Below are 26,344 nucleotides of genomic sequence, written 5' to 3'. Positions count from 1 at the left end.
CTTTCATCAACCCGGTCCATTAACCCTGTTCATCACCCCAGCACACTTCATAAGGGCGTTTAAATGCGCGTGGAAGATTTACCCAAGGACCCGCACCGTCTCTATGAGGATGTAATGGCGATGCTGCTGGGCACGTTCTTCGTTGCCTTGGGCGTTACCTTTTATACCCAAGCGGTGCTGCTAACTGGCAGCACTGCGGGCTTGGCGCTGCTGCTTAATTACGTGACGCAGTGGGGGTTTGGGCTGTGGTTTTTTGCCATCAACCTGCCGTTTTACTACCTGGCGATCAAGCGTATGGGGTGGAGCTTTACGCTGCGTACGTTTATAGCCATTGGCCTGGTATCGCTGTTTTCTGAACTAACCCAGGGCTGGGTGCAGTTTGCAAGCGTGCCTTCGCTCTATGCGGCACTCATGGGCGGGGCATTGATGGGCATTGGCATGCTGATGCTGTTTCGCCACCGCACAAGCCTGGGCGGCATCAACATTCTGGCGCTCTACCTGCAGGACCGCCACGGCCTGCGGGCGGGCTATGTGCAGCTAGGCATTGATGGGATGATTTTACTGGTAGCGCTTACCCAGCTACCGTTAGACCGCGTTGGCTACTCGGTGCTGGGAGCGCTGACGTTGAACTTGATTATCGCCCTTAACCATAAGCCCGGGCGATATATCGGCGTGAGTTAGCGCTCTAGCTAAGCCAGAACCACCAGACGACCAGGGCAATGAGCCCCACGCCCGCCGCGTTAACCAGTAAGCTCATGAGGCCTCCTGTTGAGTGGGCTTCCAGAACCGCAGGCGATTGGCGTTACTCACCACGGTGATGGAGGAGAGCGACATGGCGACCCCCGCGATAATCGGTGAAAGCAGCATGCCGGTTACCGGGTAGAGCAAGCCTGCCGCAACCGGGATGCACAATACGTTATAACCAAAGGCGCCCACCAGGTTCTGCTTGATGTTGGCAAGCGTGGCGCGGCTGATTTCAATGGCTGAGGCCACGCCGTGAAGCGACCCACGCATTAACGTAATCCCCGCACTTTCCATGGCGATATCCGTTCCCTGACCAATTGCAAAGCCGACGTTAGCGCGCGCCAGCGCCGGGGCATCGTTAATACCGTCGCCCACCATGCCGACGATTTCGCCTGCCTGCTGTAAGCGCTCAATCTCGGCGTGCTTGTCCTCGGGTGTCAGGCCCGCTTTGAACGTCGTAATGCCCACTTCGAGGGCAATCGCCGCGGCGCTATGCTGATTATCGCCGGTCAGCATGACCACGTTCAGGCCATCCTGCTGCAAGCGTTTAACGGCCGCGACGGCATCGTGACGTAGTGGGTCGCTAATCCCGAAGAGCGCCGCTAGCTGATTATCCACTGCCAGATATACCAGCGTACGCGCCTTGTGTTGTAGCGTGTTAACCGCTTGCTGGGCAGATGAAAGATCAACTCCGGCAGCCTCAAGCAGGCGCGCATTGCCCAGCAGTAGCGCTTTTCCATCGCGGGTTTCGGCTTTTACGCCACCACCCGTAACACTTTCAAACCCTTGAATCTCAGCAGGCGCGGCGCCCAGCGCATCCGCGTAAGCGATAAGAGCTGCCGCCAGCGGATGCTCAGAACCGCGCTCCAGGCCATGAACCAGGCCCAGCACCGTGGCTTCGTCTACACCAAACACCTGCCCATCGGTGACACTGGGTTTGCCTTCGGTGAGCGTGCCGGTTTTATCCACCACCAGCGTGGTGAGCTTGCTGGCGGTTTGTAGCGCTTCGCCACTTCTTACCAGCACGCCTTGTTCGGCGGCCTTGCCTACGCCAATCATGGTGGAAATAGGGGTAGCAAGGCCCAGCGCGCAGGGGCAGGCAATAATCAGCACGGTGGTGGCCGCCACCAGCATATGAATCACGCGTGGCTCAGGGCCGACGTTAAACCACGCAAGTGCCGCCAGTACGGCAATAATGATGACGGACGGCACGAAGATGCTCGATACTTTATCCGCCAGTTCACCAATTGGTGGGCGCGAATTCTGGGCGCTGGCGACCTGCTCGGTGATTTGCCCAAGCCGGGTATCGCGGCCCACGCGGGTCGCGCGATACACCAGCCCGCCTTGGCCATTGACCGTGCCTGCGCTGACGTCATCTCCGGATTGCTTGCTGACGGCCAGCGGCTCACCGGTCAACATGGACTCATCAATGTGGCTCTGGCCTTCGGTGACTTCGCCATCTACCGGTAAGCGCTCGCCGGGGCGCACGCGGAGTTGGTCGCCTTCACGCACCTCATCCACGTCTACCTCTTGCTCTTGGCCGTCGCGAATGACGCGTGCCGTGCGGCTTTGCAAATCAAGCAGGCGCTTTAACGCATTGCTGGTACGCCCACGAGCGCGAAGCTCCATGGCGTTACCCAGCAGGATAAGCCCAATCACCATCGCTGAGGCTTCAAAGTAGATCCCCTGAGCTATTTCAGGCAACCAGGGTGCAAACAGCACCACCGCCATGGAGTAGAGCCAAGCGGTGCCCGTACCCATCGCCACCAATGTATCCATATTGGCCTGATGACGTTTGAGGTTCTTCCACGCATTGACAAAAAAGTGGCGCCCGGGAAAGGCAAGCACGCCCAAGGTCAAGAGGCCAATCACCAGCCAGTAAACGCGGCCCAGGCCCATAACGTGGGGATGATAGATAAACATGCTGAGCATCAGGGGGATGGCCAATGCCAGCGCGATGGTGCTGCCCCGCAGCCGCTGCCGATAGGTAGTGGCATCCTGCTCGGCGCGAACGCGCTCGGCTTCACGCATATCCACAATCGGCTCCGCCGTGTAGCCCGCTGAGGCGACTGCGTTGATAAGGGTTTGCGCATCGGCACTGCCCACTACCTGGGCGGTGTGGGTCGCGAAGTTAACGCTGGCGGCTTCCACCCCTTGGGTATTTTTCAGCGCATTCTGAACGCTTTTAACGCAGCTGGCGCAGGTCATGCCGCTAATTGCCAAGCGCAGATTGGGCCCAGCCGTGGCCGGTATCTCAGTTGCCTCTGACGGTGCTTCAGGTGCTGTCGGCGAGGCGGGTTCGCTGCTGGCCGGGTAGCCGGCTTTTTCCAGCGCCGTGTTCAGGCGGCTATCGTCCAGGTTTGTAGTAACTTCAAGGCGTTTTTCAGCTGGGGTGCCCACTACCTCAGCCGCTGGGTCTTCTGCCTGAATCGCCGCGCGCATCCGCTTAACGCAGCCCTGGCAGCTCATGCCACCTACCGTACGGAAAACCGTATGACGTGAAGTGGTTGTGTCGTTCATAAGGCCTCCCTGGAGGAGGGCTCGTCGGGAAAGCTTTCAATAAGGCGGCACACGCTATGCCCATCGGGTGTGCCGTCAGGCATATGCTCCCAGCTTCCCAGCGCCTGCTCCATGCGCTGGGCCAGCGCTTCAAGTTCGGCAATCCGTGTACGGATCTGCGGCAGGCGGCTGGCCAGCAGGTCGCGCACCAGCGGGCAGGGCGAGTCGCCCTGGTCGGCATGCAGGAGAATGTCGCGTATCTCCGCTACGCTAAACCCCAGTTTGCGTGCTCGCTGAATAAAGTGCAGCCGCTCAAGGTCGGTGCTTGAGAAAAGCTGATAGCCGTTATCTGGATGGCGGCTCGGGAGAAGTAAGCCTTCGCGGGTGTAGTGGCGCACTGTCTCTGCCGTTACACCGCCCTGTTTGGCAAGCTCGCCGACTTTCATCGCGTACTCCTGTGAGTCTTCGTCTGCTGTTAGTAAACAGTGGGAATACACGTAGTGTAAAACCTATGGGTAACACGCAGGTCAAGGTGGGCTGTTCAATAATTCGGTAAAAAGGGCTTAAAACGAATAAAACAATGATTTAAAACGGTCGTACGACTAATGTATGAGCGAAAAATAAAATAAAACGCTCGTTTGCCCTTGAACCAAGGGCCGCATTGGGCGAAAACTGAGGTGTATGCCTACGCTATAAGAACAGTACCAGCGGATGTCGCCATCCACGGGATCATCGGGACAAGAGGCCGACCATGTATAATAAATTTAATAAACTCACTCTAGCAGCTGCGGTTTCGGCAGCTGTCTTCGCAAGCCAGGCACACGCTGGCGGTTATCAAATTAACGAGCAAAGCGTTAGTGGCCAAGGGTACAGCCATGCTGGGCGTAGCTCTAACGTACACGATGCCACCATTGTGTACGGCAACCCGGCAGGGATGTCGTTTCTTGATCGCGCGCAGATCACGGTGGGGGGCACCTATCTTCATGTAAATACCGATGTCAATAATGCTACCTCTGGGCGTTCTTTGGAAACGCCTGCGGGCTCATTGCCTTTGGGATCAGTAACAGGAACCAATGAAGGTGACATGGTGCCTGGTACGCTGGTTCCTTTTGCTTTTTATGCACAACCGGTCAATGAGCAGTTAGCGTTTGGTTTCGGCGTATATGCACCGTTTGGTTCAAAAACAGAGTATGAAGGTGGTTTCGAGGGGCGTAACCAGGGGAATTATACGGAGGTGAAGGTAATGACTGCCCAACCAACCGTCTCCTACCGCTTTAACGAGCAGTGGGGCGTCGGGTTGGGGATTACCTATAACCGCGTTGATGGCGAACTGCACCGACAGGTGCCCGTTGCTGTTGGAGTGGCAGCCAATGGGGACCCGATCGTTACTGAGGTGGATTCACGCGTTGAAGGTGATGATGACGCATGGGGATATAACTTGGGGGTGATTTATCAGCCGGTGCCCGAAACCACATTGGGCTTAACGTACCGCTCAAAAGTGGACTTCAATTTGGACGGTAACTTTTCCGCAAGTTCCCCTGTGCTTGATCAGTTAGGTATCGGAACCGTAACGGATACGGCTGCTCTGGACTTGACCACGCCTGAGACGGTTAACTTCTCGATAACCCAGCAAATGAGCGACAACCTCAAACTCATGTTTGGGGCTTCCTGGGCTCGCTGGAGCCGCTTTGATCAAATACTGGTTACCGGCACTGAGCGTGAAGAGATCACTAACGAGCAGCAAAATTACTCCAATGCTTGGGCGTTTGCCACCGGCGGGGAGTATCAGTTAACGCCTGAGCTGGCGTTGCGAGCAGGGCTAGCGCTGGACTTTACACCAACGCAGGATGCGACACGTAGCGTGCGTATTCCTTCTGATGACCGGCGTATTTTCTCGCTGGGTGCTGGTTGGAGCCCTACACCAGACCTAACGCTTGATTTCGCTTACTCTTATCTAACCGAGCGCTCAACCCAAGTGGATCAAACAAAGACGGATAGCTTCACTGTGGCTGGACAGCAGACACCGCCCATTACGTCTACCTACTCTGCCGGCTATAAAAACGAAGCCCACGGCTTTGGTGCTCAGTTGACCTATCGTTTTTAAGCCCATATTTTAGGCGTCTCGATGAAATAAGTTTCTCGCGTGTTAAATCGGTAGCTCTACTCCTGAACCCGGCACTCGCCGGGTTCAGGCATTCGCCGTCATGGCGAGTGGATGCGAGAAACGCCAGGTTTCGTTACAATGGGTTTTCAGAATTTCGCCGCTGTGGTGCTGGCTTGGAATCATCAAGCCAAGACGCCACAGCGGCGCGTCTTTCTTTTGAACCATGTCATATTGACCAAGGCCAGGGCGATCCATGTTGGAAACCAACCCGATACATAACCAGATCAAGGACCTGTCTGAGCGGACAGACGTTCTTAGGGGGTATCTTTGACTATGCCGAGCGTAAAGATCGGCTAGAAGAAGTCTCTCGCGAGCTCGAAGACCCGAATGTCTGGAACGACCCGGACTACGCACAAAAGCTGGGTAAAGAGCGCTCTTCCCTGGAAGCCATTGTGGCAACCATCGACGAACTGGACCAAGGCCTTGGCGACAGCCGCGACCTTCTGGAACTCGCCGAGATGGAAGAGGATGAGGACACGGTTGAAGAAGTGCGCCAAGAGCTTGATGGCCTTCAGGTCGCGCTTGAAAAGCTCGAATTTCGTCGCATGTTCTCCGGCGAAATGGATGAAAATAACGCCTACCTGGATATTCAATCCGGTTCGGGCGGTACGGAAGCGCAGGACTGGGCCAATATTCTGCTGCGCATGTATCTGCGCTGGGCAGAAAGCCACGGGTTCAAGGCTGAAATAACCGAAATTTCCGCAGGCGAAGTCGCAGGTATCAAGTCGGCCTCGCTGCATGTTCAGGGCGACTATGCGTTCGGTTGGCTGCGTACTGAAACCGGTGTTCACCGGCTGGTGCGTAAAAGCCCGTTCGACTCCGGCGGCCGTCGTCATACGTCGTTTGCGTCGGTATTCATGTCCCCGGAAGTTGATGACAGTTTCGAGGTTGATATTAACCCTTCGGACCTGCGCGTTGATACGTATCGCTCCAGCGGTGCGGGCGGTCAGCACGTTAACACCACCGATTCGGCGGTGCGGATTACCCACGAACCTACCGGTATTGTGGTGGCTTGCCAGAACCAGCGTAGCCAGCATGCCAACCGTGACTTCGCCATGAAGCAGTTAAAGGCGAGGCTCTGGGAGCATGAAATGCAAAAGCGTAATGCCGCCAAGCAGGAAGCGGAAGACTCCAAGGCCGATATCGGCTGGGGCAGCCAGATTCGCTCTTACGTGCTTGATGACCAGCGTATCAAGGATTTGCGCACCGGCGTGCAGTCCAGCAACTGTGACAAGGTACTCGACGGCGACCTGGACCAGTTTATCGTCGCCAGTCTCAAGCAGGGTTTGTAATCTTTTTAGCGTTCGAACATGAATAGGGTGCCCCATGGCTAACCAAGACGCGTCTTCTCCTGAAAACGAAAATCATCTTATTGCCGAACGTCGCGCCAAGCTCACCGCGCGTCGTGAACTGGCCGCAGAGCAAGGGAAGAGTGCTTTCCCGAATGACTTTCGCCGCGATAGCCTGACCGTTGAGCTGCAGGAACGGCTGGGCGAGAAGGAAAAAGCCGAGCTGGAAACGCTTGATCATCACGCATCCGTGGCGGGGCGCATCATGCGCCAGCGCGGTCCGTTTATCGTGATTCAGGACGTGGCGGGGCAGATCCAGCTTTACGTGGATAAAAAAGGCCTGCCGGCGGATGTGCTTGATGACATCAAGAGCTGGGATATTGGTGACATCGTGGCGGCGCGCGGCCCGGTGCATAAATCCGGTAAGGGCGACCTGTACGTGATGATGGTCGATGCCCAGCTTCTGACCAAGAGCCTGCGCCCGCTGCCGGATAAATTCCACGGCCTGACGGACCAGGAGGCGCGCTATCGCCAGCGCTATGTGGATCTGATCATGAACCCGCAGTCGCGCAAAGCGTTTGAAACGCGGGCGGCGGTGATCAGCTCCATGCGCCGTTTCTTTGAAACGCGTGGCTTTATGGAAGTGGAAACGCCGATGCTTCAGGCGATTCCTGGCGGTGCGACGGCGCGTCCGTTTGTGACTCACCACAACGCGCTGGATATGGATATGTATCTGCGCATCGCGCCTGAGCTTTATCTTAAGCGTTTGGTGGTGGGTGGTTTCGAGAAGGTCTTCGAAATCAACCGCAACTTCCGTAATGAAGGTCTTTCGACGCGGCACAATCCTGAATTTACCATGGTCGAATTCTACTGGGCGTATGCCGACTATAACGACCTGATGGATATGACCGAAGCGATGCTGCGCACTGCAGCCGAAGAAGTGCTGGGCACCACCACGCTTGAGTACCAAGGGGCAAGCTACGACTTTGGCCAGCCGTTCAAGCGTTTGACGCTTAAACAGTCGATTCTGGATCACGGTGACGGCATTAGCGATGCTGATTTGGATAGCCTTGAAGCGGCGCGCGTGACCGCTCAGGCGCTGGGCATCAAGGTCAAAAACAGCTGGGGCCTGGGGAAAGTCCAAACGGAAATTTTCGAAGAAGTGGCCGAGCATAAGCTCGACCAGCCGACGTTTATTACTGAATACCCGGCTGAAGTCAGCCCGCTGGCGCGCCGCAACGATGCTAATCCGTTTGTCACTGACCGCTTCGAGTTCTTTGTGGGCGGGCGTGAAATTGCCAACGGTTTCTCGGAGCTAAACGATGCCGAGGACCAGGCCGAGCGCTTCCGCGCACAAGCCGCCGAGAAAGATGCAGGCGATCTGGAAGCGATGTACTACGATGCTGACTACGTGCGTGCGCTGGAGTACGGCATGCCGCCTACCGCCGGTGAGGGTATCGGGATTGATCGTTTGGTCATGCTGTTTACCGACAGTGCGTCCATACGTGATGTATTGCTGTTCCCAGCAATGCGCCCTGAGGCTGAGTAGCACGCTGGATGGAATGAGGTAGACTAAAAGTTGGTAAGGGCGCGATTTAGCGCCCATAATGGTCAACGTTTCGACGGCGAGGAGAATCCCATGAAACTGCTAAACCGCTCCGCTCTGAGCGTCAGGCCGACCCAGCCCTTTGTGGACTGGATCAATGCGCTGGAACCCACCATGGGAGACGACGACCTGACACTGGACGACGTCGAACGTGAAAGTACCATTTACCTGATTCCTGAAATGGATACCCCGGAAGCGCTCGAAACCTTCGTGCACGACCGCTATGTAGAAATCCTCGAAACCGAGTTGCGCGCTTGGGAAGAGGATGAGCGCCAATGGCCAGAGCCGCTTGATTGGGCGCTGTTCAAGTCATTTCTTAGCGTTGAGCACAGTTATCTCGCCATCGATCTGGATGATGAGACAGCGCTTGAAATTTCTGACGTTGATGATGCGTTACTGCTCGACAGCGACCAGGATTAACGTTCGGCACTAGTTAGGCGCTATCTCATCATGACGTAACTCATGACGCACTTCTGCTCTTGGGCAGTTGTGCTCAGACACGTTAAAACCGGCTTAGGCCGGTTTTAACGTGTTAGCCGTTTCGTTTTAGGAATACCCCACTCATGCGACTGTTTCAAACCCGTCCTGGAGACGACGGCCTGCCCGGGCCGGAGCGTGCCTTGGCGGTATTGGCCCTGATTACTGGCACGCTAATGGCGGTGATGGACACCACCATGATTAATTTGGCGCTGCCGACCATTGCAGCAGATTTAAACGCCTCTGCCGCACGCTCGGTGTGGATCACCAACATGTTTCAGGTGGTGTGTGCCGCCTTCTTGCTGGTGTTTGCCGGGATCAGCGAGCTGGTAACGCGGCGGCGTATTTATCTGTTTGGGCTTGGCACGTTTATGGTGGGCGCATTAGGGGCGGCACTGTCGCGTAATTTAGAAACGCTGCTGGTGTTTCGTGCCTTGCAGGGGCTGGGCGCCGCTGCCACGCTCTCTATTGGCCCGTCGCTTTACCGGGCGATATTTCCCTCTCGCCTATTGGGTAGTGCGTTAGGGTTAAGTGCGCTTGTTGTCGCAGGGGGATACGCCGCAGGGCCAACGCTGAGCGGTGTTATTTTATCCTTTGCGGACTGGCCGTGGTTGTTTGCGCTTAATCTGCCCCTGGGGCTGTGCTCGTTATGGTTTGCCAAGCGCGCACTGCCTCGGGATAAGCCCCGGCAAGGAAGTTTTGATGTTCTGGGGGCGCTGTTGTCCATGCTGATGCTGGCGAGTTTCTTTCTGGCCATGGACGCGGTGGGGCACGCAGCACCGTTTGGCCTGGTGGGCGCCTGGATACTGCTTACCATAGCAAGTGCTGCCGGATTTATTATGCGCCAACGTCGCGCGCTTTATCCCTTGCTACCGCTGAGTATGTTTGCTGAAAAGCGCTTTACGCTTGCGGTATCCGCCTCAGGCCTTGCGTTTATTGGTCAGGGTCTGACCTTTGTCGCATTGTCGTTTTATTACCAGGAGCAAATGGGGCTTTCGCCCCTGGAGACCGCTTGGCTGTTTACCCCGTGGCCGCTTGGGATCATGCTGGTAGGGCCGTTGGCGGGTCGTTTGGCGGATCGAATCAATCCAAGCGTGCTTTCAAGCACCGGCCTGGGGTTGATCATTATCGGTCTGGTCGCGCTGGCACTGGTGGATGAAACCATGGGCGTCATGGAAAGCCTATGGCGTACGGCGCTGTGCGGTATCGGTTTTGGTCTGTTCCAGCCACCCAATAACCGCGAAATGATGGGCAGCCTTCCGGCGGAGCGCAGTGCCAGTGTGTCAGGCGTGATGAGCACTATTCGCACGGTAGGTCAGTCGTTTGGGGTGGCGATAGTTGGGGCAGCATTAGCGCTTGGGTTTGAGGTTCAGATAACCCTCTGGCTGGGAGCGGCAACGTCGTTTCTGGCGCTTTTGGCAAGCCTTTCAAGAGTGTCGCTTGCCCGGCGTGCACTGGTTGAACGCCGGGCATCGTCTGGTGGCTAGTAAGCGCGTACAATAAAAATGTTGAATATCGAGGAGAGCATTAATGACGGTGCAAGCACAGATTGAACAGAAGTTAGCGGCGCTAGTGCCTGAAGTAGTGCGCGTGGAGAACGAAAGCCACATGCACAGCGTGCCCGCCAACTCCGAAACCCACTTCAAGGTAACGCTGGTTAGTGACATTTTCGATGGCCTGATGCCGGTGAAGCGTCACCAGAAAATCTACGCACTGTTGGCCGATGAGCTTTCCGGCCCGGTGCACGCGCTAGCTCTGCATCTTTATACGCCGGTTGAATGGCAGGCGAGAGGCGGAGAACGTCCTGATTCACCCAACTGTCGTGGCGGCGGCCAGTGACGCCAGAGGTTACCCGGCGCCACTACCTGGATGCCATGGGCATTACCGCCTGGGCATCGCGCTATCAACTGCCCAATGCGCTGCCGACCGAAGCTTGCGAGTGGGATGAGACGCCGCCGGAAAGAACGCCCCCGCGTGAGCGTCTCCAGGCGTTGCTTGACGACGCGCCAACCCCGCGTAGCGAGCCCAAGGCGCCGAGCGTTAACTCGCCTGCGCCAGCGCCTTCTTCAGTGCGTGCTTTGCTCGGCCAAGCGCCAGCGGATAAGCCGCCTACTGAACCAATGCCCGTTGAATCAGTACCCGTTGAAGCCGTACCTGGCTCGATGCCTGCGGTATCAGCTAAACCGCTGCAATTTTCGCTTTCCTGCGTGTGTATAGGACAGCGATGGTTGAGCTTGCACCCTGGCGAGATAACGCCCCAGGCGCAGCGCCTGCTTGCCAACATTTGGCAGGCCGTTGGTATCGCGCCGGATGCGTTGTCCAGCGTCACGCTGTTTAAGTGGCCGTTAATGGCCAATACCTTTGCAGAAGACCCTCTTGAAGAAGCCAGAGAAGGGCTCTCTGCGTTTATGTCAGGCTGTGCGAGTCGACAGGGCTGGGCGCTTGAGCGCGTACTCTGGTGGGGGGAGCAACCCGAAGACGATAGCGCTGCTGATATCCTTAGCGTTTTGAATATTCAGCAAGCGCGTAGCGATACGCTGGAACTGCCAATATGGCAGGGCGTAGCGCTTGAACATCTTGCTAAAAATGGCGCTGCCAAGCGTGACCTTTGGCCCCAGCTGTACGCATTAGGCCAGCAGTGGAAAACGCTTAACGACCTCGAAAATGATCGCTGAGCTTCAGGCAAGCGACGGCCTACGCTTGGTCACTCTTGAAGCGCAGGCCCAAAGTGGAGCGAGTGAGCGCCAGCTTAATGCGGCATTAACCGATACGGATGCCTGCGTAGTGGGCTGTTTTCAAGAAAATGCCCTGGTAGGCTATGCGCTGGTAGCGCGCTTACCCTTTGATGCTGAGCTTCAAGCCATTGGTGTAGACCCTGCTCACCGCCATTTAGGGCTGGGGTATGGGTTAATGCAGGCAGTGATGTTAAAAGCGGCTGAGTGGCAAAGTGAGCGTGTACTGCTGGAAGTGCGGGCGAGCAACAAGGCTGCGATTAGCCTTTATCAACGTTTTGATTTTAAGGTGGATGGGCAGCGCAAAGGCTACTACCCGGCAGTACAGGGTGCCGCCGGGCGTGAAGACGCACTGCTAATGTCGCGTACGCTTAGTTAGCGATCCCTTCAAACTTGCTGAGTAAGCTGTTCAAACGGCGTTCCCACTCTTCGCGCTCTTGCTTGAGTTTGGTGTTTTCGTCGCGTAGCTCTTCATTTTCCAGCTTCATCATTTCCAACGCTTCCACCGTATCGGTGACTTTTTGCTCAAGCTGATTGAACAGTTCCAGGCTCATGTAAACCTCCAGGTTATGAAAACAAACAACAGGCGTGCCAACAGGTTGAATCAAGCGAGCGTAACGCCCGTAGGCGTCATCGGCAAGCGCTGTTTACGGGGTCTGGCGTTGATAAAGCCGGGCAGTACTTTCACCCGCTTGGGTTTCGCGGTGTAGCTGCCAGTTAGCAGGAGGCGTTGGGTCTAATGAGCGTTCGGTTTCCAGGTAAATCATGGCGTCGGGCGCGAGCCAGCCAAGAGTCTCCAGTGCGTTACAGCAACGTGTAGCAAGCCCCTGGTGAAAGGGTGGGTCAAGAAATACCAGGTGATAAGGGCTAGGCGGCTGGCTCAAAAACGTGTTTGCATCGCATGCAGTGACTTGGCCACGGGTTGCGCCAAGTGTGGCCAGATTTTGGGTAATATAGGCGGCTACACTGTTGTCACGTTCGATAAAGTCAACGTGAGCGGCACCGCGCGAAAGCGCTTCAATACCCAGTGCGCCGGTGCCCGCGAACAGGTCCAGCACATGTTGGCCATAGAGCTGCTGCCCCAGCCAGTTAAACAGCGTCTCACGTACTCTGTCTGGCGTTGGCCGTAAGCCGGGCCGGTCAAGCACAGGTAGCTGGCGGCGGCGAAAATCACCACCGATAATACGAAGCTTGCCAGGCTGCCGGGTGGGCGTGCCTTTGGAAGCGGATGGGCGAGAGGAGCGTTGTCGTGTCATATCGGGGATTGTAGCGGGCTACTTATCCAAAGTCTTGGTTGGCGGTGGTAGGATGGTCACAATGTTCACCTTTTAAGTCGGATGACTCCCATGTTTGGTTTTTTCAAACGTAAGAAAAAGCACGACTCCCAACAGGAGCCGCAAGAGCAACGCCCGCAGGAACTCAATGATGATGCGCAGCTTGACGAGCCGCCGCAGGAACCGCTAGCCGACGTTGAAAATGGCGCGCCGGTGACAGAGCCTGAGCCCGAGGTTAAGCCAGAGCCGCCTGAGCCTGAGGTCGAGCCCACGCCAGCGCCTTCTGAGACTAAGCCAGAGACGTCCGAGCCTGAGGTTGAGCCTGCGCCAGCGCCACCTGAAGTTAAGCCAGAACCGCCTGAACCTGAGGTTGAGCCCGCGCCAGCGCCACCTGACGTTAAGCCAGAACCGTCTGAGCCTGAGGTTGAGCCCGCACCTGCGCCACCTGAAGTTAAGCCAGAACCGCCTGAACCTGAGGTTGAGCCCGCGCCAGCGCCACCTGACGTTAAGCCAGAACCGTCTGAGCCGGAGGTTGAGCCCGCACCTGCGCCTCCCGAGGTGAAGCCGGAATCGCCGGAACCCGAAATTAAGCCAGCGCGTGAGCCCGACATTAGCCCGGTTCCTGAGCCTGAAGTCGACCCGGAACCGGCTGAGCTTGACGTTCAGCCGGAGGGCCAGCCCGAGCAGAAGCCTGCACTTCAAGAAAAGCCGGTGGCCACTAGTGGCGAGAAGAAGGGCTGGTTTGCGCGAATTAAGTCAGGCTTGGGCAAAACGCGCGCTAACTTAACCGACGGCATCGCCGATCTGTTTTTGGGAAAAAAGCAGATTGATGATGAGCTTTTAGAGGATCTGGAAACCCAGCTGCTGATGGCGGATGTGGGGATTGAAGCGACCAGCGAGATTATTGGACGCCTTGAAGCACGCGTCTCGCGTAAAGAGTTGAATAACCCTGAGGCGCTTTATCGTGCGCTTCAGGAAGAGCTGGCTGCCATGCTTGGGCAGGTGGCAACGCCGCTGGATATGAATAAGCAAACGGACGGCCCCTTTGTGATTTTGGTAGTAGGGGTGAACGGCGTGGGTAAAACCACGACGATTGGCAAGCTGACCCAGCGTTTTCAGCGCGAGGGAAAAAGCGTCATGTTGGCCGCAGGGGATACCTTCCGGGCGGCGGCGGTTGAGCAGCTTAAGGTGTGGGGAGAGCGCAATAGTGTACCGGTCATTGCTCAACATACTGGCGCCGATAGCGCTTCGGTCATTTATGATGCAGTCGCCGCCGCTAAAGCGCGCGGCGTAGATATCCTTATTGCCGATACGGCAGGTCGCTTGCACAACAAAAGCCATCTGATGGAAGAGTTAAAGAAAGTCCATCGTGTGATGCAAAAGCTCGATACCACAGCGCCGCATGAAGTGATGCTGGTGCTGGATGCAGGTACGGGGCAAAACGCGATTGCGCAGGCGAGTACATTCCACGAAGCCGTGCCCATCACGGGGATTACGCTAACCAAGCTGGACGGTACGGCCAAAGGGGGAATTATTTTTGCCTTGGCCAAACAGCTCGAGACGCCCATTCGCTTTATCGGCGTAGGCGAAGGGCTGGACGATTTACGCCCCTTCGAGGCAGACGACTTCGTTAGCGCACTGTTTGACCGCCAAGAGGACGATGCCAGCGCATGATCGCTTTTGAGCATGTCGGCAAGCGCTATGGAGGGCGCTTTGAAGCCCTGGCGCATCTGGACTTTCGTGTGGCCCGCGGTGAAATGGTGTTTTTGACCGGCCACTCGGGCGCGGGTAAAAGCTCTTTGCTGCGCCTGATTATGCGACTTGAAAAGCCTAGCCGTGGTCGTGTGATCGTGGCGGGGCACGATATTGCCCAGCTTCATGCAAGCCAGGTGCCTTTTTATCGGCGCCAGATTGGGGTGGTGTTTCAGGATCACCAACTGCTGTTTGATAGAAGCGTGTTTCATAACGTCTCGCTGCCGCTGGATATTCAAGGCATTGAGCCACGGGAGTCGGCGCGCCGCGTGCGCGCCGCGCTCGATAAAGTGGGGCTTTTACACCGTGAGAAGGCGCTGCCCGTTGAGCTTTCCGGTGGTGAGCAGCAGCGGGTCGGCATTGCCCGAGCGGTGGTTAATAAGCCCGCGCTTCTCCTGGCCGATGAGCCAACCGGTAACCTGGACCCCCAGCTTTCCGCCGATATCATGGCGCTTTTTGAAGACTTCAATCGCATCGGCACCACGGTAATGATCGCAAGTCACGACCTTGCGCTGATTGCTCGTTTGCGCCACCGTATTTTGCGCTTGCGTGATGGGCGCTTAGTGGCTGATGAGGGCGCAGTATGAAACCATCGGCAACACCGCGTCGCGCAAAAGGCGCTGCACCGAAAGCGGGGCGCAAAGTATCTACCCAGCGTCAGGAATCCCCACCTCCCAAACGGCGCGGAGCCAATTCGCAGCAAACGCGTTTTTCAAGCCGTTTACGTGCCTGGGGGCGCCACCATCGGGCGATGAGTTGGGACAGCTTTTATCGGCTGTTGCGCCACCCCGTCGGCAGCCTGCTGACAATGCTCGCGATTGCTATTGCCCTCGTGCTTCCGGCTGCGCTATGGCTGACGCTGGATAGTGCTCGATTGCTGGATGCCGAGTTGGATGAGAGCGCGACCCTCACGGTATATTTAGAAACCACCGTTGACCCGGCTCAAGCGGCGCGGATTGATGAGGCGGTAAGCGCTGAGCAGGCGGTGCTAGAGACGCGCTTGATCAGTGCCGAGCAGGGCATGGTCGAGTTTCAAGAGTCGCTGGGGCTGGACGATGCGCTGGCGGGGCTGGATGCTAATCCGCTTCCCGCGAGCATCGTGGTGCGTCCACAAAGCGTGGAACTGGCATCCATGGAGCAACTGTCTGTTACGTTAGCCTCTCTGACAGGCGTTGATGAGGTTCGGGTGGATTTGGCCTGGGTGGAGCGCTTACGCCATTTGGCTGCACTTGGTCGACGCGTTGCGTTAGCGCTAGGTCTGCTGTTTGGATTAGGGGTGCTCTTGGTGGTCGGTAATACGATTCGCTTGGCCGTTGAAAGCCGACGCCGTGAAATCGAGGTGGTCATGCTGATTGGTGCCACGCACGCTTTTGTACGTCGCCCGTTTTTATACAGCGGGGCGTGGTATGGTCTTGGGGGCGGTATATTGTCGCTGGGTTTGCTGGGCTTGGGGAATCACTGGCTGTCGCTGCCGGTCGCCGCGTTAGCGGCTAGCTATGGTGCAAGCTTCTCGTTGCCGCAGCTGGATATCACAGGCTCTACAATTTTGCTATCCTGCAGTACACTATTAGGTTGGTTGGGCGCTTGGCTGGCAGTGACCCGTCATCTTTCCAGTATCCGCCCCCGCTAAGCGTGTGTGGCGCTGTCTGCGAACGGTAATAATGTTTTATTACTCTGGCTAGCGCCGACGCAATCTGGCTTAAGCCGATGGCACATTTCGGCAAAACAGGCAGCAGAAACAAGTGAACTTTGCCGCTTAGGCAAGGTCTTAATGGTTAATTGAGGCGTACGGACGTAAATACAACGACGTCATTACAACTACGTATGCCAATCACGATAGATGATAAGGGAGACCACCTGCACATGAGCACTAGTCTTCTACCGGTGGGACAGCTTTCTCCAGGTCACGACTTGGGCGGCTACATTCGAGCAGTTAACGGCATTTCGGTGCTGAGCGTTGAGGAAGAGCGCGAACTTGCTTTTCGTCTTTATGATGAAGCTGATTTAGAGGCTGCGCGCCGCTTGGTTCTCTCGCACTTGCGCTTTGTTGTGCATATTGCTCGCAGTTATTCAGGCTATGGGTTGCCCCAGGCAGACCTGATTCAGGAAGGTAACGTCGGCTTGATGAAAGCCGTAAAGCGTTTTGATCCTAACCAGGGGGTACGCCTGGTATCGTTTGCGGTTCATTGGATCAAGGCTGAGATACACGAATTTGTACTGCGTAACTGGCGGATTGTTAAAATCGCCACGACGAAAGCTCAGCGTAAGCTGTTCTTTAACCTGCGCAGCGCCAAGAAGCGCCTTGCCTGGTTGAACAACGATGAAGTAGATGCCATCGCTAAAGACCTCGACGTTAAGCCGGAAGTCGTGCGGGATATGGAAGGCCGCCTTTCCGCTTATGATGCAGGCTATGATGCTTCACCGAGCGATGACGAAGAGAGCACGTATCAGGCGCCCGCTTACTTTTTGGATGACGCCTCTGCTGACCCGGCGACCAAGCTTGAAGACAGTGATTTTGAGGAAGACTCAACGCGCCGTCTGCAGCTTGCTTTAAAAGGTCTGGATGAGCGTTCGCGGGACATTTTGCAGCGCCGCTGGCTGACCGATAATAAAGCGACCCTGCATGATTTGGCCGATGTGTACGGCGTTAGCGCTGAACGTATTCGCCAGCTCGAGAAAAACGCGATGAAAAAGCTGCGCCAAAAGATGGGCGATGCTATCGCGGCGTAAGTCTACGTAGTTAGCTGTTCATAGCCAAAAACCGGCCTCTATCAATTAGAGCGCCGGTTTTTTTATGGCTGTTTTATGCGTATGAAGTGGTTTTTTAACGCCGTGCTCTGACATATTTCCACAGCCCGCCGCCAGGCAGTATTAACGCGATAAAGCAGCAGGCTGCTGCGGGCGCTGCAACGTCCAAAAACGAGTCCAACGTCCAGTGGTTGAATAAACCATAGAGGTACCACACCTCGTTGGGCCCGCCACCCACATATTCATGCTGGGCTACCTCACGGCCTAAAAGGATGGCCACCACCAAAGAGCCCGCCACCCAGCGGCCAACAAACGGCCATAGCAAGCCTTGAAAGATCAGCGCGATAATCGTGTGCTCAAGGTGGGTAATATTCAAAAGTGCCTTCCTGTGGCAGGGGAGAGAGCATGTTAACAAAGAATGAGCCAACGTCCCTGTTGACCAACTTGATACTCTTAGGCGGGTTGTGGCGCTTCGAGCAGTAACTGCCTTGATAGAAGCGTCCACTGATCTTCCCAGTACTCAGTGGGCAGGCGTTTAAAGTCGCTGCGCACGTATTGAGAAATGCGTCCTTCCGCCTGGGCGGCGAGCAGGTTAGCGGCCGCTGAAGCTGGAATGCTGGCGCGGCGTCCTTCGCGCAGTTCGGCCTCACGAATAATCTGCTTGAGTTGTAGTTCCAAACGCTCAAATAGCTGATGAACGCGCTGGCGCAGGCGGGCTGTTTCGCCGGTCAATACATCGCCGCCCATCACTCGGGCAAGTCCTGGGTTCTTTTCGGCAAAGCCCAGTAGTAGCGCCAGGATAGTGCCGCAGCGGGGGATGGCGTCGGGCACCTCTTCTAAAATACGCGTAATGCGCGCAAAAATGCTCTCTTCAATAAAGTCGATTAAGCCCTCAAACATTCGCGCTTTGCTGGGAAAGTGGCGGTACAGTGCCGCCTCGGAAACGCCGACCTGGCGTGCAAGGGCGGCCGTGGTAATACGCTTTCCACTATCTTCTTCCAGCATTAACGCGAGTGCTTGAAGAATCTGCTCGCGACGGCGAGGTTTACGGTCGTCACTCATGACGTTAGCCCTCCGTTGCAGTTAGCTCGCGTCGGTAATAAGCGTACCTACGCCAGCGTTGGTGAAAATCTCCAACAACACTGCATGGGGAACACGGCCGTCGATAATATGCGCACTGTTAACGCCATTTTTAACGGCATCAAGCGCACAGCGTATTTTGGGCAGCATGCCGCCATAAATGGTGCCGTCGGCAATCAGGGCATCCACTTGAAGCGTGCTTAGCCCGGTTAATACCTTGCCTTCCGCATCCATGAGTCCGGCGACGTTGGTCAGTAGCATTAGCTTTTCAGCGTTTAACGCCTCGGCTAATTTACCCGCGACCAGGTCGGCGTTAATGTTGTAGCTATGGCCTTCATCGTCAACGCCGATGGGCGCGATCACTGGAATGAAGTCGCGGGCAGCGAGCATTTCGATCAGGTCTGTTGAAATGAACTCGACTTCTCCCACATGCCCAATATCGATAATTTCCGGAACGGTCATTTCGGGGCTTTGGTGCTCGACCTTGAGCTGGCGAGCACGAATTTGTGCGCCATCCTTCCCCGTTAGGCCTATTGCCTTGCCTCCGCTTTGGTTAATTAGGTTGACGATGCTTTTGTTCACCAGTCCGCCCAGTACCATTTCAACCACGTCCATGGTCTGGGAATCGGTCACACGCATCCCGTTCACAAAGCGCGATTCGATATTAAGCTTTTCAAGCAGGCTGCCAATTTGCGGACCGCCGCCATGAACCACTACGGGATTAATGCCAACTTCTTTCATTAGCACGATATCACGTGCGAAAGAGTTGATGAGCGTGTCTTCAGTCATCGCATTGCCGCCGTACTTGACCACAACGGTTTTGCCGGAGAACTGCTGAATATAGGGGAGTGCTTCGGAAAGCACCTCCACAACGACCTGCGGGTCGCGACTGGCTGAATTCATCGTGTTGTCCCTTGCTTGCTGTTTTCTTTTATCCAGATGATACGTGGCTAATGAATATTGTTATCGTGCTGCATATCACGAGTGCGCGGTTAAGCTGGCATCTCGGGAATTTTGAGTGCCGGTGCCACACGAGCTAACGCGTTGACAAAACATTCCCGTATACGCATTAGTGCCACGGCATTTTTCCCTTCAAAGCGCATCACCAAGGCAGGTGTCGTGTTGGATGCGCGACATAAGCCCCAGCCATCGGGGTAATCAACGCGAATGCCATCCAACGTGGTTTTAATACCTTCGCCGAAGTCACCTTCACGGGCAAGTGCCTCGATCAGGCCAAATTTTTCGTCATCACTAACGATTATATTAATTTCTGGCGTGCTTGGATCTTGAGGAAAGCGGTCAAAAAAGGCGTCTGCATCTTCGTTATAAAGCGCCAGAATTTCCAGCAGGCGCGCGGCGGAATAAAGGCCGTCATCAAAACCATACCAGCGCTCTTTGAAGAAAATATGGCCGCTCATTTCCCCGCCCAGCAGAGCGTTGGTTGCCTTCATGCGCGCTTTAATCAGCGAATGGCCGGTACGCCACATTTCTGGCTCGCCGCCCGCTTCGCTAATGACTCGGGCAAGGTTACCCGTACATTTAATATCATAGACCACCCTGGCGCTTGGGTTACGCGAAAGCATGTCGGTCGCAAAGGCCATCAGGAGGTGGTCAGAGTAGATGATGCGGCCGCGCGGTGTAACAACGGCAACTCGGTCGCCATCACCGTCAAAGGCAAGCCCGATATCCGCGCCGGTTGTCTGAACACTCTTGATCAGGTCTTGCAGGTTTTCAGGCTTGCCGGGGTCAGGGTGGTGGTTAGGAAAATGGCCGTCAATCTCACCAAACAAGACCGTTGTTTCAACCCCCAACTGCTTGATTAGCTCGGGTCCTAGCTCACCGGCGACGCCGTTACCGCAGTCTACAACGGCTTTGATAGGACGCTTGACGCTAACATCTTCCAAAATACGGGTAAGGTACGCGTGCCGGATGTCGTATTGATGAACGCTGCCTTGGCCGCTGGTGAGATCATGGGTGTGAATGCGGTCATACAGCGCGGCAATAGCGTCGCCTGATAATGTTTCACCTGCCAGGACAATTTTGAAGCCATTGTAGTCGGGCGGGTTATGGCTGCCGGTCACCATGACGCCTGAGCAGCTCTCAGGCATCACGTGGGTGGCAAAGTAGAGGACAGGCGTGGGCACCATGCCGATATCAATAACGTCGCGCCCAGCGGCTGTTAAGCCTCGAATCAGGGCGGCTTGCAGGCGCTCGCCGGATAAACGACCGTCTCTGGCAACGATGACACACTGCTCACCCCGGGCGGCCGCTTCTGAACCAATCGCACGGCCAATCCACTCTGCGGTGGATTCGCTCAGCGTGTTATCGACAATGCCACGGATATCATAGGCACGAAAAATCGAAGCAGGTACATCCATTGGCTACTCCTGTCAGTGCGTAACGTTCGCCCGAGCCTTGTTAATGACGGACAGTATTAATGCCGCCCCGTATTAATGACGGCCAGTGCTGCCAAATCCGCCGCCGCCTCGGGTGGAGTCGGTAAAGGCATCAACAATAGAGAGCTCTGCTTGCACCACCGGCACGAGAACATACTGGGCTAGCCGCTCAAAGGGCGACAGTGTAAAAGCGCTTTGGCCACGGTTCCACACCGAAATCATCAGCTCACCCTGGTAGTCTGAATCGATTAGACCTACCAGATTGCCCAATACAATGCCGTGTTTATGGCCCAGGCCCGAGCGGGGAAGAATCATGCCAGCAAGGCTTGGGTCTTCAATATAGATGGCAAGACCCGTTCGTACGAGTTGGCATTCGCCAGGATTGAGCGTTAGCGGTTCGTCGAGCAGCGCCCGCAGGTCCATGCCCGCAGCGCCATCAGTGGCGTAGTGCGGCATGTGGTCGTGTAAGCGCTCATCAAGCACTTTGCACTGCAGGCGGGGACGGGTGGTCATGTAGAACTCCAACATTTAAAAAAACGATAGTAAAAAGGATATTGAAAACAGCTTTAAAAACAGGTGCTAAGGGCTAGAGCAGCGCTAGCGCTTGACGAACAATGACCTGCGCAAGCTGAGTTTTTGGCTGAGGGGATTCCAAACGCTGCTCGGTGCCTTGCGCTGTGCGCCAGAGCAGCAGCGCGGCATTCTCATTGCTGCCAAAGCCCAGGCCCGCTTGAGAGACGTCATTGGCGACAATCATATCAAGCCCCTTGCGGTTAAGCTTATCGTGGGCGTAATGCTCCAGTTGCTGTGTCTCTGCGGCAAACCCTACGACCAAGGGGCGTTGTTCGGTAGGCAGCGCGGCCACATCGGCAATGATGTCAGGATTTTTGATCAGTGTAAGCGTGAACGTATCGCTATCTTCCTGCTTTTTAAGCTTGTGCTCGGCAGGCGATGCCGAACGGTAATCAGCCACTGCCGCGCAGCCAATAAATAACGCCGCCTCAGGCGCCCGGTGCATGGCTTCTTGATGCATTTGCTCGGCCGATTCAACGTCAATACGCGTAACGCCGTTGGGCGTTGGTAGGGCCACAGGCCCGCTAATCAGAGTAACCGTAGCGCCCTGCGCCACCGCAGCCGCTGCCAAGGCGTAACCCATTTTACCTGAGCTGTGATTGGATAGGTAACGCACGGGATCAAGCGCTTCACGGGTAGGGCCTGCGGTAATGACTACATGAGGGGCGTTGCCTGCCTGGGGGGCACCTGAAAAGAGGCGTGCAACAACCTCAAAGATAGCATCAGGCTCGCTCATACGCCCTGGACCTACATCGCCACATGCCTGGTCGCCCGCCGCGGGGCCGATAAGTTGCCAGCCATCAGCGTGCAGTTGCGCTACATTGCGTTGCGTCGCCGGGTGGCGCCACATGGCCTGGTTCATGGCCGGGGCGATCAGCCTGGGGGCTTCACTGGCCAGGCACAGCGTGGTGAGTAAATCATCCGCCATGCCGTGGACCAGTCGCGCCATCAGGTCCGCCGTTGCGGGAGCGATCAGGATAATATCCGCCCAGCGGGCGAGCTCAATATGCCCCATCCCGGCTTCCGCTTCCGGGTCAAGCAGAGACGTGCGCACCGGCTCGCCGGATAACGCCTGTAGTGTCAGTGGCGTAATAAACGCCTGAGCACCACTGGTCATTACCACACGCACTTCACAACCGGCTTGTTTAAGCAGCCGCACGATCAGCGCGCTTTTGTAAGCCGCTATGCCTGCACTAATGCCCAACAGAATGCGTTTACCTGCAAACGTTGAGAGCGTCGTTGGAGTAACAGAGGCAGAAACCATGGTAAAGGGCCCATATGCGCGTTCTTAAAGAGGCTTACCATACCATTCGTCTTGCTAATTTGGCATGTTGCTACAAATAATGCGTAAGCCAGGTTTACTGAGCTTTTTACGTGCATGTCTTTGGGGTGAGGAGGTAGGGGATGGGGATAAATCATTGGCCGGAGGGTGAGCGGCCACGAGAAAAGCTATTAACCATGGGCGCGCAGACGCTTTCTGATGCAGAGTTGCTGGCGATTTTTTTGCGCGTGGGCGTGCAGGGGCGCTCGGCGGTTGATTTGGCGCGTGATCTGCTCACCGCATTTGGCGGCCTGCGTCCGCTGCTGGAAGCGGACCAGGCAAGCTTTTGCGCGGCGCACGGTCTGGGGAGTGCCAAGTTTGCCCAGCTGCAGGCCACGCTTGAGATTTCAAAGCGCCATTTAGCCAGCCAATTGGCACGTGGCAACGCGCTGACATCGCCTGAACTGGTGCGTCATTACCTGAGCTCTCAACTGCGCCATTTGGGGCATGAGGAGTTCGCGGTAATTTTTTTAGACACGCAGCACCGAATTATTCGCTATGAATCCCTGTTTCGCGGTACCCTAGACAGCGCCTCCGTTTACCCCCGCGAAGTTGCCAAGCGTGCATTAGAACTTAGCGCTGGCGCCGTTATCCTGGCCCACAATCACCCCTCCGGTGTGGCTGAGCCAAGCGATGCTGACCGTCGTATCACCGAACGCTTAAAAGAGGCCCTTGGCCTCTTTGACGTACGTGTCTTGGATCATTTCGTGGTGGGAGATGGAGACGTGGTCTCTTTTGCTGAGCGCGGCTGGCTATAGGCAGTAGATAGAGGGCAGGCATTTAATGTCTGCTGCCTAGGTAAAATACCTAAAAAGTGGCTTTTTTACGCCTTTTTAGACGGTTTTGCTTGCCGGTGGTCCGGTGCTCTGGTATAAAGTGCCACCTTTAAACTTGGGTTGAATAACGGATTTGGGTACAGCTAGACGGTTAACGGCGTCGACTCCCTCTCTTCCGGTTTGCCCGACAGTTTTGAACACTCAGGCTTATATCCTGGCCAAGCGGTTGGAGGCTCTCATGTCCAAAGTATGTCAGGTTACCGGCAAGCGTCCGGTAACTGGTAATAACGTTTCACACTCCCAGCGTAAGACACGTCGTCGTTTCTTGCCGAACCTGCACTCCCATCGTTTTTGGGTTGAAGCCGAAAACCGCTTCGTCAAGCTGCGCGTTTCCTCCAAGGGCATGCGCATCATCGACAAGAAAGGTATCGAGACGGTTCTGGCTGATATCCGTAAGCGCGGCGACGCCATCTAAGACAGCATTTTTGGGAGAGTAAAACCATGCGCGATAAGATCAAGCTGGTGTCCAGTGCCGGTACAGGCCACTTCTACACCACTGATAAGAACAAGCGGAACACGCCGGATAAGTTCGAATTCAAGAAATACGACCCGGTTGTCCGTAAGCACGTTATCTACAAGGAAGCCAAGATCAAGTAATCGCGTAAGCGATGATGATCGGCTTCCACTGCAGGCGAGCGCCTGTTGAAAAACCCGGCCCGTGCCGGGTTTTTGCATACATGGGGTTTGCAGATGCAGGCGACTTAATAGTGGCTCCGCATTGCCTGCCTTGTAAGTGTCTATCCTGTCGATATCCCTATCGTTAATCAGGTTCTCTTCATGCCCGAACTGCCCGAAGTCGAAACTACCAAGCGCGGTATTGCTCCCTATCTGGAAGGCCAGGAAATTACCGAGGTGCGTGTTCGTCAGCCGCGCTTGCGTGTTCCGGTGCCTGACGATTTGGCTGAGCGTTTGGTCGGTGCGCGCATCGGCACCCTGACGCGGCGTGCCAAATACCTGCAAATCCCTGTAAAGCAGTCGCCAAACGATGCAACGTTGCTGTGGCACCTGGGAATGTCGGGCAGTTTGCGCATTGCCCAAGTGGGGGATATCCCCAAAAAGCATGATCATGTCGATGTGGTCACCGCAGACGGCTATGTGTTGCGCTATCATGACCCACGTCGCTTTGGTTTTGTGGATTGGCAGTTAGGCGATGGGACGGCAGACCGGCGCCTTGTCCACCTTGGGCCTGAGCCGTTTGATGAGGCCTTTAATGGCCAGTGGCTATATGCGCTTTCGCGTAACAAGCGCGTGGCGGTAAAACCCTTTTTAATGGATAACCGGGTCGTGGTGGGCGCGGGGAATATTTACGCCACTGAAGCGCTGTTCATGGCCGGTATTGACCCACGTCGTGCAGCCGGGCGTATTTCTCTTGCCCGCTATGAGCAGTTGGCGGCGGCTGTGAAAGAAGTATTGGCGGCGGCTATCACTCAAGGTGGTACCACGCTGCGCGATTTTGTGAGCGGCCAGGGTGAGCCTGGTTATTTTGCTCAGCGGTTAAATGTTTATGGGCGCCAGGGGCAACCCTGCTTACGCTGCGGTAGGGAGCTTCGGCGTATTACGCTTGGCCAGCGCGCCAGTGTGTTTTGCCCTGGCTGTCAGCATTGATAGCTGATTACCCTTTTGTTATCTGTTGTCTACGCTTTTGGAGACTGTTGTGACTCAACGCCTGCGCTTAAATAAAAACGCCGATCGCCGCTTAAAAGCAGGCCATCTGTGGATCTACTCCAACGAAGTGGATATTAAAGAAACGCCGCTTAAGAATTTCACTGCTGGCGAAACCGCGTTGGTCGAGGCCTCTAACGGTAAAGTCCTGGGCGTGGCGTATATCAATCCGCACTCGCTGATTGCGGGCCGCGTGATGTCCCGTGATCCGGATATGCGTCTGGACCGTTCGCTGTTTGTACACCGTTTCAATCAAGCGCTGTCACTGCGTCAGCGTTTATATGCCAAGCCTTTTTACCGCCTGATTCACGGTGAGGGTGACCTGCTGCCAGGCCTGGTGATTGACCGTTTTGGCGATGTATTGGTTGTTCAGCTAAATACCGCCGGCATGCAGGCGCTGGCCGATGAGATTGTCGATGCGCTTGAGAAAGTGGTTAAACCTGACGTCATCGTGTTCCGTAACGATACCGGCGGGCGTCGTCAGGAAGGGCTGGAAGCTCACGTCGACGTAGTGAAAGGCACGCTGCCCGACGAAGTATTGATTGAAGAGAACGGCACACGCTTTGCCGTGCCGGTGCTGAACGGTCAGAAAACCGGTTGGTTCTTTGATCACCGCGAGAACCGCGCTTGGCTGAACCGCCAGGTGGCTGGCAAGCGCGTGCTGGATGTCTTTAGCTATGTGGGTGGCTGGGGTGTCCAGGCGGCGGCCAATGGCGCCTCTGAGGTGCTGTGTATCGATGCTTCAGGCCCCGCGCTTGAGCAAGTGGCGCGAAATGCTGAGCTTAACGGTGTACAAGAGCAGGTCGCCATTGGCGAAGGCGATGCCTTTGAAGCTTTGGCAGCACTGAAAGCCGACGGCGAACAGTTCGACGTGGTGGTTCTGGATCCGCCGGCGTTTATCAAGAAGCGTAAGGATATTCCTAATGGCGAGCGGGCCTATGCGCGCTTAAATCGCGAAGCGATGCGTTTGCTGGGCCGCGATGGCCTGTTGCTTTCAGCGTCGTGCTCCATGCACCTGGGGGAAGATCGCTTGGTAGATGTCGTGCGAGGCGCGGTACGTCATCAGGATCGCCATGGGCAGGTGATCTTCCAGGGCCATCAAGGGCCAGACCACCCCATTCACCCGGCCATTCCAGAAACCGCTTATCTTAAAGCGCTGGGCGTGCGCGTATTTCGCGATTAACCCATTGA

The 26,344-nt window shown here is 55.9% G+C and carries 29 protein-coding genes; 18 read left to right on the top strand and 11 right to left on the bottom strand.

All coding sequences use genetic code 11. From position 1 onward, the window contains the following. Positions 1 to 63: 63 nt before the first annotated feature. Positions 64 to 681, top strand: a complete 618-nt coding sequence (locus FKN99_RS14400) for a YitT family protein (protein ID WP_172118530.1) — start codon at positions 64 to 66, stop codon at positions 679 to 681. 72 nt (positions 682 to 753) lie between these two features. On the opposite strand, the gene FKN99_RS14395 is transcribed toward FKN99_RS14400, so the two are convergent. Together FKN99_RS14395 and FKN99_RS14390 are read right to left on the bottom strand one after the other, a co-directional pair. Next, positions 754 to 3,264: a heavy metal translocating P-type ATPase gene (locus tag FKN99_RS14395; RefSeq protein WP_172118529.1), complete on the bottom strand. Its 2,511-nt coding sequence runs from the start codon at positions 3,262 to 3,264 to the stop codon at positions 754 to 756. Continuing rightward, positions 3,261 to 3,689, bottom strand: coding sequence for a MerR family transcriptional regulator (locus FKN99_RS14390; RefSeq protein ID WP_172118528.1), 429 nt, complete (start codon positions 3,687 to 3,689; stop codon positions 3,261 to 3,263). The genes FKN99_RS14395 and FKN99_RS14390 overlap by 4 nt, the downstream gene beginning before the upstream one ends. 305 nt (positions 3,690 to 3,994) lie before the next feature. Here FKN99_RS14390 and FKN99_RS14385 point away from each other — a divergent pair, with 305 nt between their 5' ends. After that, a complete protein-coding gene (locus tag FKN99_RS14385) occupies positions 3,995 to 5,347 on the top strand; it encodes an OmpP1/FadL family transporter (protein ID WP_172118527.1) in 1,353 nt (450 codons plus the stop codon). 84 nt (positions 5,348 to 5,431) lie between these two features. On the opposite strand, the gene FKN99_RS14380 is transcribed toward FKN99_RS14385, so the two are convergent. Then, positions 5,432 to 5,602, bottom strand: coding sequence for a hypothetical protein (locus FKN99_RS14380; protein WP_172118526.1), 171 nt, complete (start codon positions 5,600 to 5,602; stop codon positions 5,432 to 5,434). Between FKN99_RS14380 and prfB the strand changes: the two genes are divergently transcribed. From prfB to rimI, 7 genes are all read left to right on the top strand, one after another. After that, positions 5,601 to 6,699 (top strand): peptide chain release factor 2 gene (gene prfB, locus FKN99_RS14375; RefSeq protein WP_172118525.1). Its coding sequence is split into 2 segments (ribosomal slippage): positions 5,601 to 5,675 and positions 5,677 to 6,699, totalling 1,098 coding nucleotides; the frame shifts between segments, so codons are not numbered across the junction. The two genes, FKN99_RS14380 and prfB, sit on opposite strands and share 2 nt — an antisense overlap. 34 nt (positions 6,700 to 6,733) lie before the next feature. Next, on the top strand, positions 6,734 to 8,245 hold the full coding sequence (lysS, locus tag FKN99_RS14370; RefSeq protein WP_172118524.1) for a lysine--tRNA ligase: 1,512 nt from the start codon (positions 6,734 to 6,736) through the stop codon (positions 8,243 to 8,245). Positions 8,246 to 8,335: 90 nt separating this feature from the next. Further along, positions 8,336 to 8,722: a hypothetical protein gene (locus tag FKN99_RS14365; RefSeq protein WP_172118523.1), complete on the top strand. Its 387-nt coding sequence runs from the start codon at positions 8,336 to 8,338 to the stop codon at positions 8,720 to 8,722. A gap of 143 nt (positions 8,723 to 8,865) precedes the next feature. After that, a complete protein-coding gene (locus tag FKN99_RS14360; RefSeq protein ID WP_172118522.1) occupies positions 8,866 to 10,266 on the top strand; it encodes an MFS transporter in 1,401 nt (466 codons plus the stop codon). Between the two features lie 43 nt (positions 10,267 to 10,309). Then, on the top strand, positions 10,310 to 10,618 hold the full coding sequence (locus tag FKN99_RS14355) for a BolA family protein (RefSeq protein WP_172118521.1): 309 nt from the start codon (positions 10,310 to 10,312) through the stop codon (positions 10,616 to 10,618). Beyond that, positions 10,615 to 11,454 (top strand): hypothetical protein, encoded by an 840-nt coding sequence (locus tag FKN99_RS14350; RefSeq protein ID WP_172118520.1) that lies wholly within the window; start codon positions 10,615 to 10,617, stop codon positions 11,452 to 11,454. Before FKN99_RS14355 ends, FKN99_RS14350 begins: the two co-directional genes overlap by 4 nt. Beyond that, complete coding sequence (gene rimI / locus FKN99_RS14345) at positions 11,444 to 11,890, top strand: ribosomal protein S18-alanine N-acetyltransferase (RefSeq protein WP_172118519.1); 447 nt, start codon at positions 11,444 to 11,446, stop codon at positions 11,888 to 11,890. The genes FKN99_RS14350 and rimI overlap by 11 nt, the downstream gene beginning before the upstream one ends. Here the strand turns inward: rimI and zapB are convergent. Together zapB and rsmD are read right to left on the bottom strand one after the other, a co-directional pair. Continuing rightward, positions 11,883 to 12,065: a cell division protein ZapB gene (gene zapB / locus FKN99_RS14340; protein WP_172118518.1), complete on the bottom strand. Its 183-nt coding sequence runs from the start codon at positions 12,063 to 12,065 to the stop codon at positions 11,883 to 11,885. The genes rimI and zapB overlap by 8 nt on opposite strands. A 93-nt stretch (positions 12,066 to 12,158) precedes the next feature. Further along, the gene (gene rsmD, locus FKN99_RS14335) at positions 12,159 to 12,767 is read right to left on the bottom strand and encodes a 16S rRNA (guanine(966)-N(2))-methyltransferase RsmD (protein WP_172118517.1); all 609 of its coding nucleotides are present in this window, start codon (positions 12,765 to 12,767) and stop codon (positions 12,159 to 12,161) included. A gap of 90 nt (positions 12,768 to 12,857) precedes the next feature. Between rsmD and ftsY the strand changes: the two genes are divergently transcribed. From ftsY to rpoH, 4 genes are all read left to right on the top strand, one after another. Then, complete coding sequence (gene ftsY, locus FKN99_RS14330; protein WP_172118516.1) at positions 12,858 to 14,459, top strand: signal recognition particle-docking protein FtsY; 1,602 nt, start codon at positions 12,858 to 12,860, stop codon at positions 14,457 to 14,459. After that, positions 14,456 to 15,124, top strand: a complete 669-nt coding sequence (ftsE, locus tag FKN99_RS14325) for a cell division ATP-binding protein FtsE (RefSeq protein WP_087110053.1) — start codon at positions 14,456 to 14,458, stop codon at positions 15,122 to 15,124. The genes ftsY and ftsE overlap by 4 nt, the downstream gene beginning before the upstream one ends. Continuing rightward, the gene (ftsX, locus tag FKN99_RS14320; RefSeq protein WP_172118515.1) at positions 15,121 to 16,167 is read left to right on the top strand and encodes a permease-like cell division protein FtsX; all 1,047 of its coding nucleotides are present in this window, start codon (positions 15,121 to 15,123) and stop codon (positions 16,165 to 16,167) included. Before ftsE ends, ftsX begins: the two co-directional genes overlap by 4 nt. A gap of 233 nt (positions 16,168 to 16,400) precedes the next feature. Then, positions 16,401 to 17,267 carry an RNA polymerase sigma factor RpoH gene (gene rpoH / locus FKN99_RS14315; protein WP_087110047.1) on the top strand — a complete coding sequence of 289 codons (867 nt, stop codon included), beginning with the start codon at positions 16,401 to 16,403 and terminating at the stop codon, positions 17,265 to 17,267. 94 nt (positions 17,268 to 17,361) lie between these two features. Here rpoH and FKN99_RS14310 read toward each other — a convergent pair whose 3' ends face one another. The 6 genes from FKN99_RS14310 to coaBC all read right to left on the bottom strand — a co-directional run bounded on the left by FKN99_RS14310 (position 17,362) and on the right by coaBC (position 22,598). Beyond that, complete coding sequence (locus FKN99_RS14310; protein ID WP_172118514.1) at positions 17,362 to 17,661, bottom strand: hypothetical protein; 300 nt, start codon at positions 17,659 to 17,661, stop codon at positions 17,362 to 17,364. Between the two features lie 77 nt (positions 17,662 to 17,738). Then, positions 17,739 to 18,347, bottom strand: a complete 609-nt coding sequence (gene slmA, locus FKN99_RS14305) for a nucleoid occlusion factor SlmA (RefSeq protein WP_087110043.1) — start codon at positions 18,345 to 18,347, stop codon at positions 17,739 to 17,741. A 21-nt stretch (positions 18,348 to 18,368) separates the two neighbouring features. Further along, complete coding sequence (gene argB / locus FKN99_RS14300; RefSeq protein WP_172118513.1) at positions 18,369 to 19,268, bottom strand: acetylglutamate kinase; 900 nt, start codon at positions 19,266 to 19,268, stop codon at positions 18,369 to 18,371. Between the two features lie 89 nt (positions 19,269 to 19,357). Next, positions 19,358 to 20,743 (bottom strand): phosphomannomutase/phosphoglucomutase, encoded by a 1,386-nt coding sequence (locus tag FKN99_RS14295; protein ID WP_172118512.1) that lies wholly within the window; start codon positions 20,741 to 20,743, stop codon positions 19,358 to 19,360. Between the two features lie 72 nt (positions 20,744 to 20,815). After that, the gene (gene dut / locus FKN99_RS14290) at positions 20,816 to 21,274 is read right to left on the bottom strand and encodes a dUTP diphosphatase (protein WP_172118511.1); all 459 of its coding nucleotides are present in this window, start codon (positions 21,272 to 21,274) and stop codon (positions 20,816 to 20,818) included. A gap of 73 nt (positions 21,275 to 21,347) precedes the next feature. Further along, positions 21,348 to 22,598 (bottom strand): bifunctional phosphopantothenoylcysteine decarboxylase/phosphopantothenate--cysteine ligase CoaBC, encoded by a 1,251-nt coding sequence (coaBC, locus tag FKN99_RS14285; protein WP_172118510.1) that lies wholly within the window; start codon positions 22,596 to 22,598, stop codon positions 21,348 to 21,350. 140 nt (positions 22,599 to 22,738) lie between these two features. Here coaBC and radC point away from each other — a divergent pair, with 140 nt between their 5' ends. The 5 genes from radC (at position 22,739) to FKN99_RS14260 (ending at position 26,336) form a co-directional block, all read left to right on the top strand. Next, on the top strand, positions 22,739 to 23,413 hold the full coding sequence (gene radC, locus FKN99_RS14280) for a RadC family protein (RefSeq protein WP_172118509.1): 675 nt from the start codon (positions 22,739 to 22,741) through the stop codon (positions 23,411 to 23,413). 256 nt (positions 23,414 to 23,669) lie between these two features. Further along, positions 23,670 to 23,906 (top strand): 50S ribosomal protein L28, encoded by a 237-nt coding sequence (gene rpmB / locus FKN99_RS14275; protein ID WP_172118508.1) that lies wholly within the window; start codon positions 23,670 to 23,672, stop codon positions 23,904 to 23,906. Between the two features lie 26 nt (positions 23,907 to 23,932). Beyond that, positions 23,933 to 24,088: a 50S ribosomal protein L33 gene (gene rpmG / locus FKN99_RS14270; RefSeq protein ID WP_009098622.1), complete on the top strand. Its 156-nt coding sequence runs from the start codon at positions 23,933 to 23,935 to the stop codon at positions 24,086 to 24,088. A 180-nt stretch (positions 24,089 to 24,268) separates the two neighbouring features. After that, positions 24,269 to 25,096: a bifunctional DNA-formamidopyrimidine glycosylase/DNA-(apurinic or apyrimidinic site) lyase gene (gene mutM, locus FKN99_RS14265; RefSeq protein WP_172118507.1), complete on the top strand. Its 828-nt coding sequence runs from the start codon at positions 24,269 to 24,271 to the stop codon at positions 25,094 to 25,096. 49 nt (positions 25,097 to 25,145) lie between these two features. Further along, the gene (locus FKN99_RS14260) at positions 25,146 to 26,336 is read left to right on the top strand and encodes a class I SAM-dependent rRNA methyltransferase (RefSeq protein ID WP_172118506.1); all 1,191 of its coding nucleotides are present in this window, start codon (positions 25,146 to 25,148) and stop codon (positions 26,334 to 26,336) included. Positions 26,337 to 26,344 lie beyond the last annotated feature (8 nt).

The organism is Halomonas hibernica (assembly GCF_013183775.1).
In the GTDB taxonomy this organism is placed as follows: Bacteria; Pseudomonadota; Gammaproteobacteria; order Pseudomonadales; family Halomonadaceae; genus Vreelandella; species Vreelandella citrativorans.
This window is presented reverse-complemented; position numbering and strand designations above follow the sequence as displayed.

Coding starts and splice junctions, on each gene's coding strand:
- FKN99_RS14400 (WP_172118530.1), top strand. CDS start 64: ATGCGCGTGGAAGATTTACCCAAGGACCCGCACCGTCTCTATGAGGAT.
- FKN99_RS14395 (WP_172118529.1), bottom strand. CDS start 3,264: ATGAACGACACAACCACTTCACGTCATACGGTTTTCCGTACGGTAGGT.
- FKN99_RS14390 (WP_172118528.1), bottom strand. CDS start 3,689: ATGAAAGTCGGCGAGCTTGCCAAACAGGGCGGTGTAACGGCAGAGACA.
- FKN99_RS14385 (WP_172118527.1), top strand. CDS start 3,995: ATGTATAATAAATTTAATAAACTCACTCTAGCAGCTGCGGTTTCGGCA.
- FKN99_RS14380 (WP_172118526.1), bottom strand. CDS start 5,602: ATGGATCGCCCTGGCCTTGGTCAATATGACATGGTTCAAAAGAAAGAC.
- lysS (WP_172118524.1), top strand. CDS start 6,734: ATGGCTAACCAAGACGCGTCTTCTCCTGAAAACGAAAATCATCTTATT.
- FKN99_RS14365 (WP_172118523.1), top strand. CDS start 8,336: ATGAAACTGCTAAACCGCTCCGCTCTGAGCGTCAGGCCGACCCAGCCC.
- FKN99_RS14360 (WP_172118522.1), top strand. CDS start 8,866: ATGCGACTGTTTCAAACCCGTCCTGGAGACGACGGCCTGCCCGGGCCG.
- FKN99_RS14355 (WP_172118521.1), top strand. CDS start 10,310: ATGACGGTGCAAGCACAGATTGAACAGAAGTTAGCGGCGCTAGTGCCT.
- rimI (WP_172118519.1), top strand. CDS start 11,444: ATGATCGCTGAGCTTCAGGCAAGCGACGGCCTACGCTTGGTCACTCTT.
- zapB (WP_172118518.1), bottom strand. CDS start 12,065: ATGAGCCTGGAACTGTTCAATCAGCTTGAGCAAAAAGTCACCGATACG.
- rsmD (WP_172118517.1), bottom strand. CDS start 12,767: ATGACACGACAACGCTCCTCTCGCCCATCCGCTTCCAAAGGCACGCCC.
- ftsY (WP_172118516.1), top strand. CDS start 12,858: ATGTTTGGTTTTTTCAAACGTAAGAAAAAGCACGACTCCCAACAGGAG.
- ftsE (WP_087110053.1), top strand. CDS start 14,456: ATGATCGCTTTTGAGCATGTCGGCAAGCGCTATGGAGGGCGCTTTGAA.
- ftsX (WP_172118515.1), top strand. CDS start 15,121: ATGAAACCATCGGCAACACCGCGTCGCGCAAAAGGCGCTGCACCGAAA.
- rpoH (WP_087110047.1), top strand. CDS start 16,401: ATGAGCACTAGTCTTCTACCGGTGGGACAGCTTTCTCCAGGTCACGAC.
- slmA (WP_087110043.1), bottom strand. CDS start 18,347: ATGAGTGACGACCGTAAACCTCGCCGTCGCGAGCAGATTCTTCAAGCA.
- argB (WP_172118513.1), bottom strand. CDS start 19,268: ATGAATTCAGCCAGTCGCGACCCGCAGGTCGTTGTGGAGGTGCTTTCC.
- FKN99_RS14295 (WP_172118512.1), bottom strand. CDS start 20,743: ATGGATGTACCTGCTTCGATTTTTCGTGCCTATGATATCCGTGGCATT.
- dut (WP_172118511.1), bottom strand. CDS start 21,274: ATGACCACCCGTCCCCGCCTGCAGTGCAAAGTGCTTGATGAGCGCTTA.
- coaBC (WP_172118510.1), bottom strand. CDS start 22,598: ATGGTTTCTGCCTCTGTTACTCCAACGACGCTCTCAACGTTTGCAGGT.
- radC (WP_172118509.1), top strand. CDS start 22,739: ATGGGGATAAATCATTGGCCGGAGGGTGAGCGGCCACGAGAAAAGCTA.
- rpmB (WP_172118508.1), top strand. CDS start 23,670: ATGTCCAAAGTATGTCAGGTTACCGGCAAGCGTCCGGTAACTGGTAAT.
- rpmG (WP_009098622.1), top strand. CDS start 23,933: ATGCGCGATAAGATCAAGCTGGTGTCCAGTGCCGGTACAGGCCACTTC.
- mutM (WP_172118507.1), top strand. CDS start 24,269: ATGCCCGAACTGCCCGAAGTCGAAACTACCAAGCGCGGTATTGCTCCC.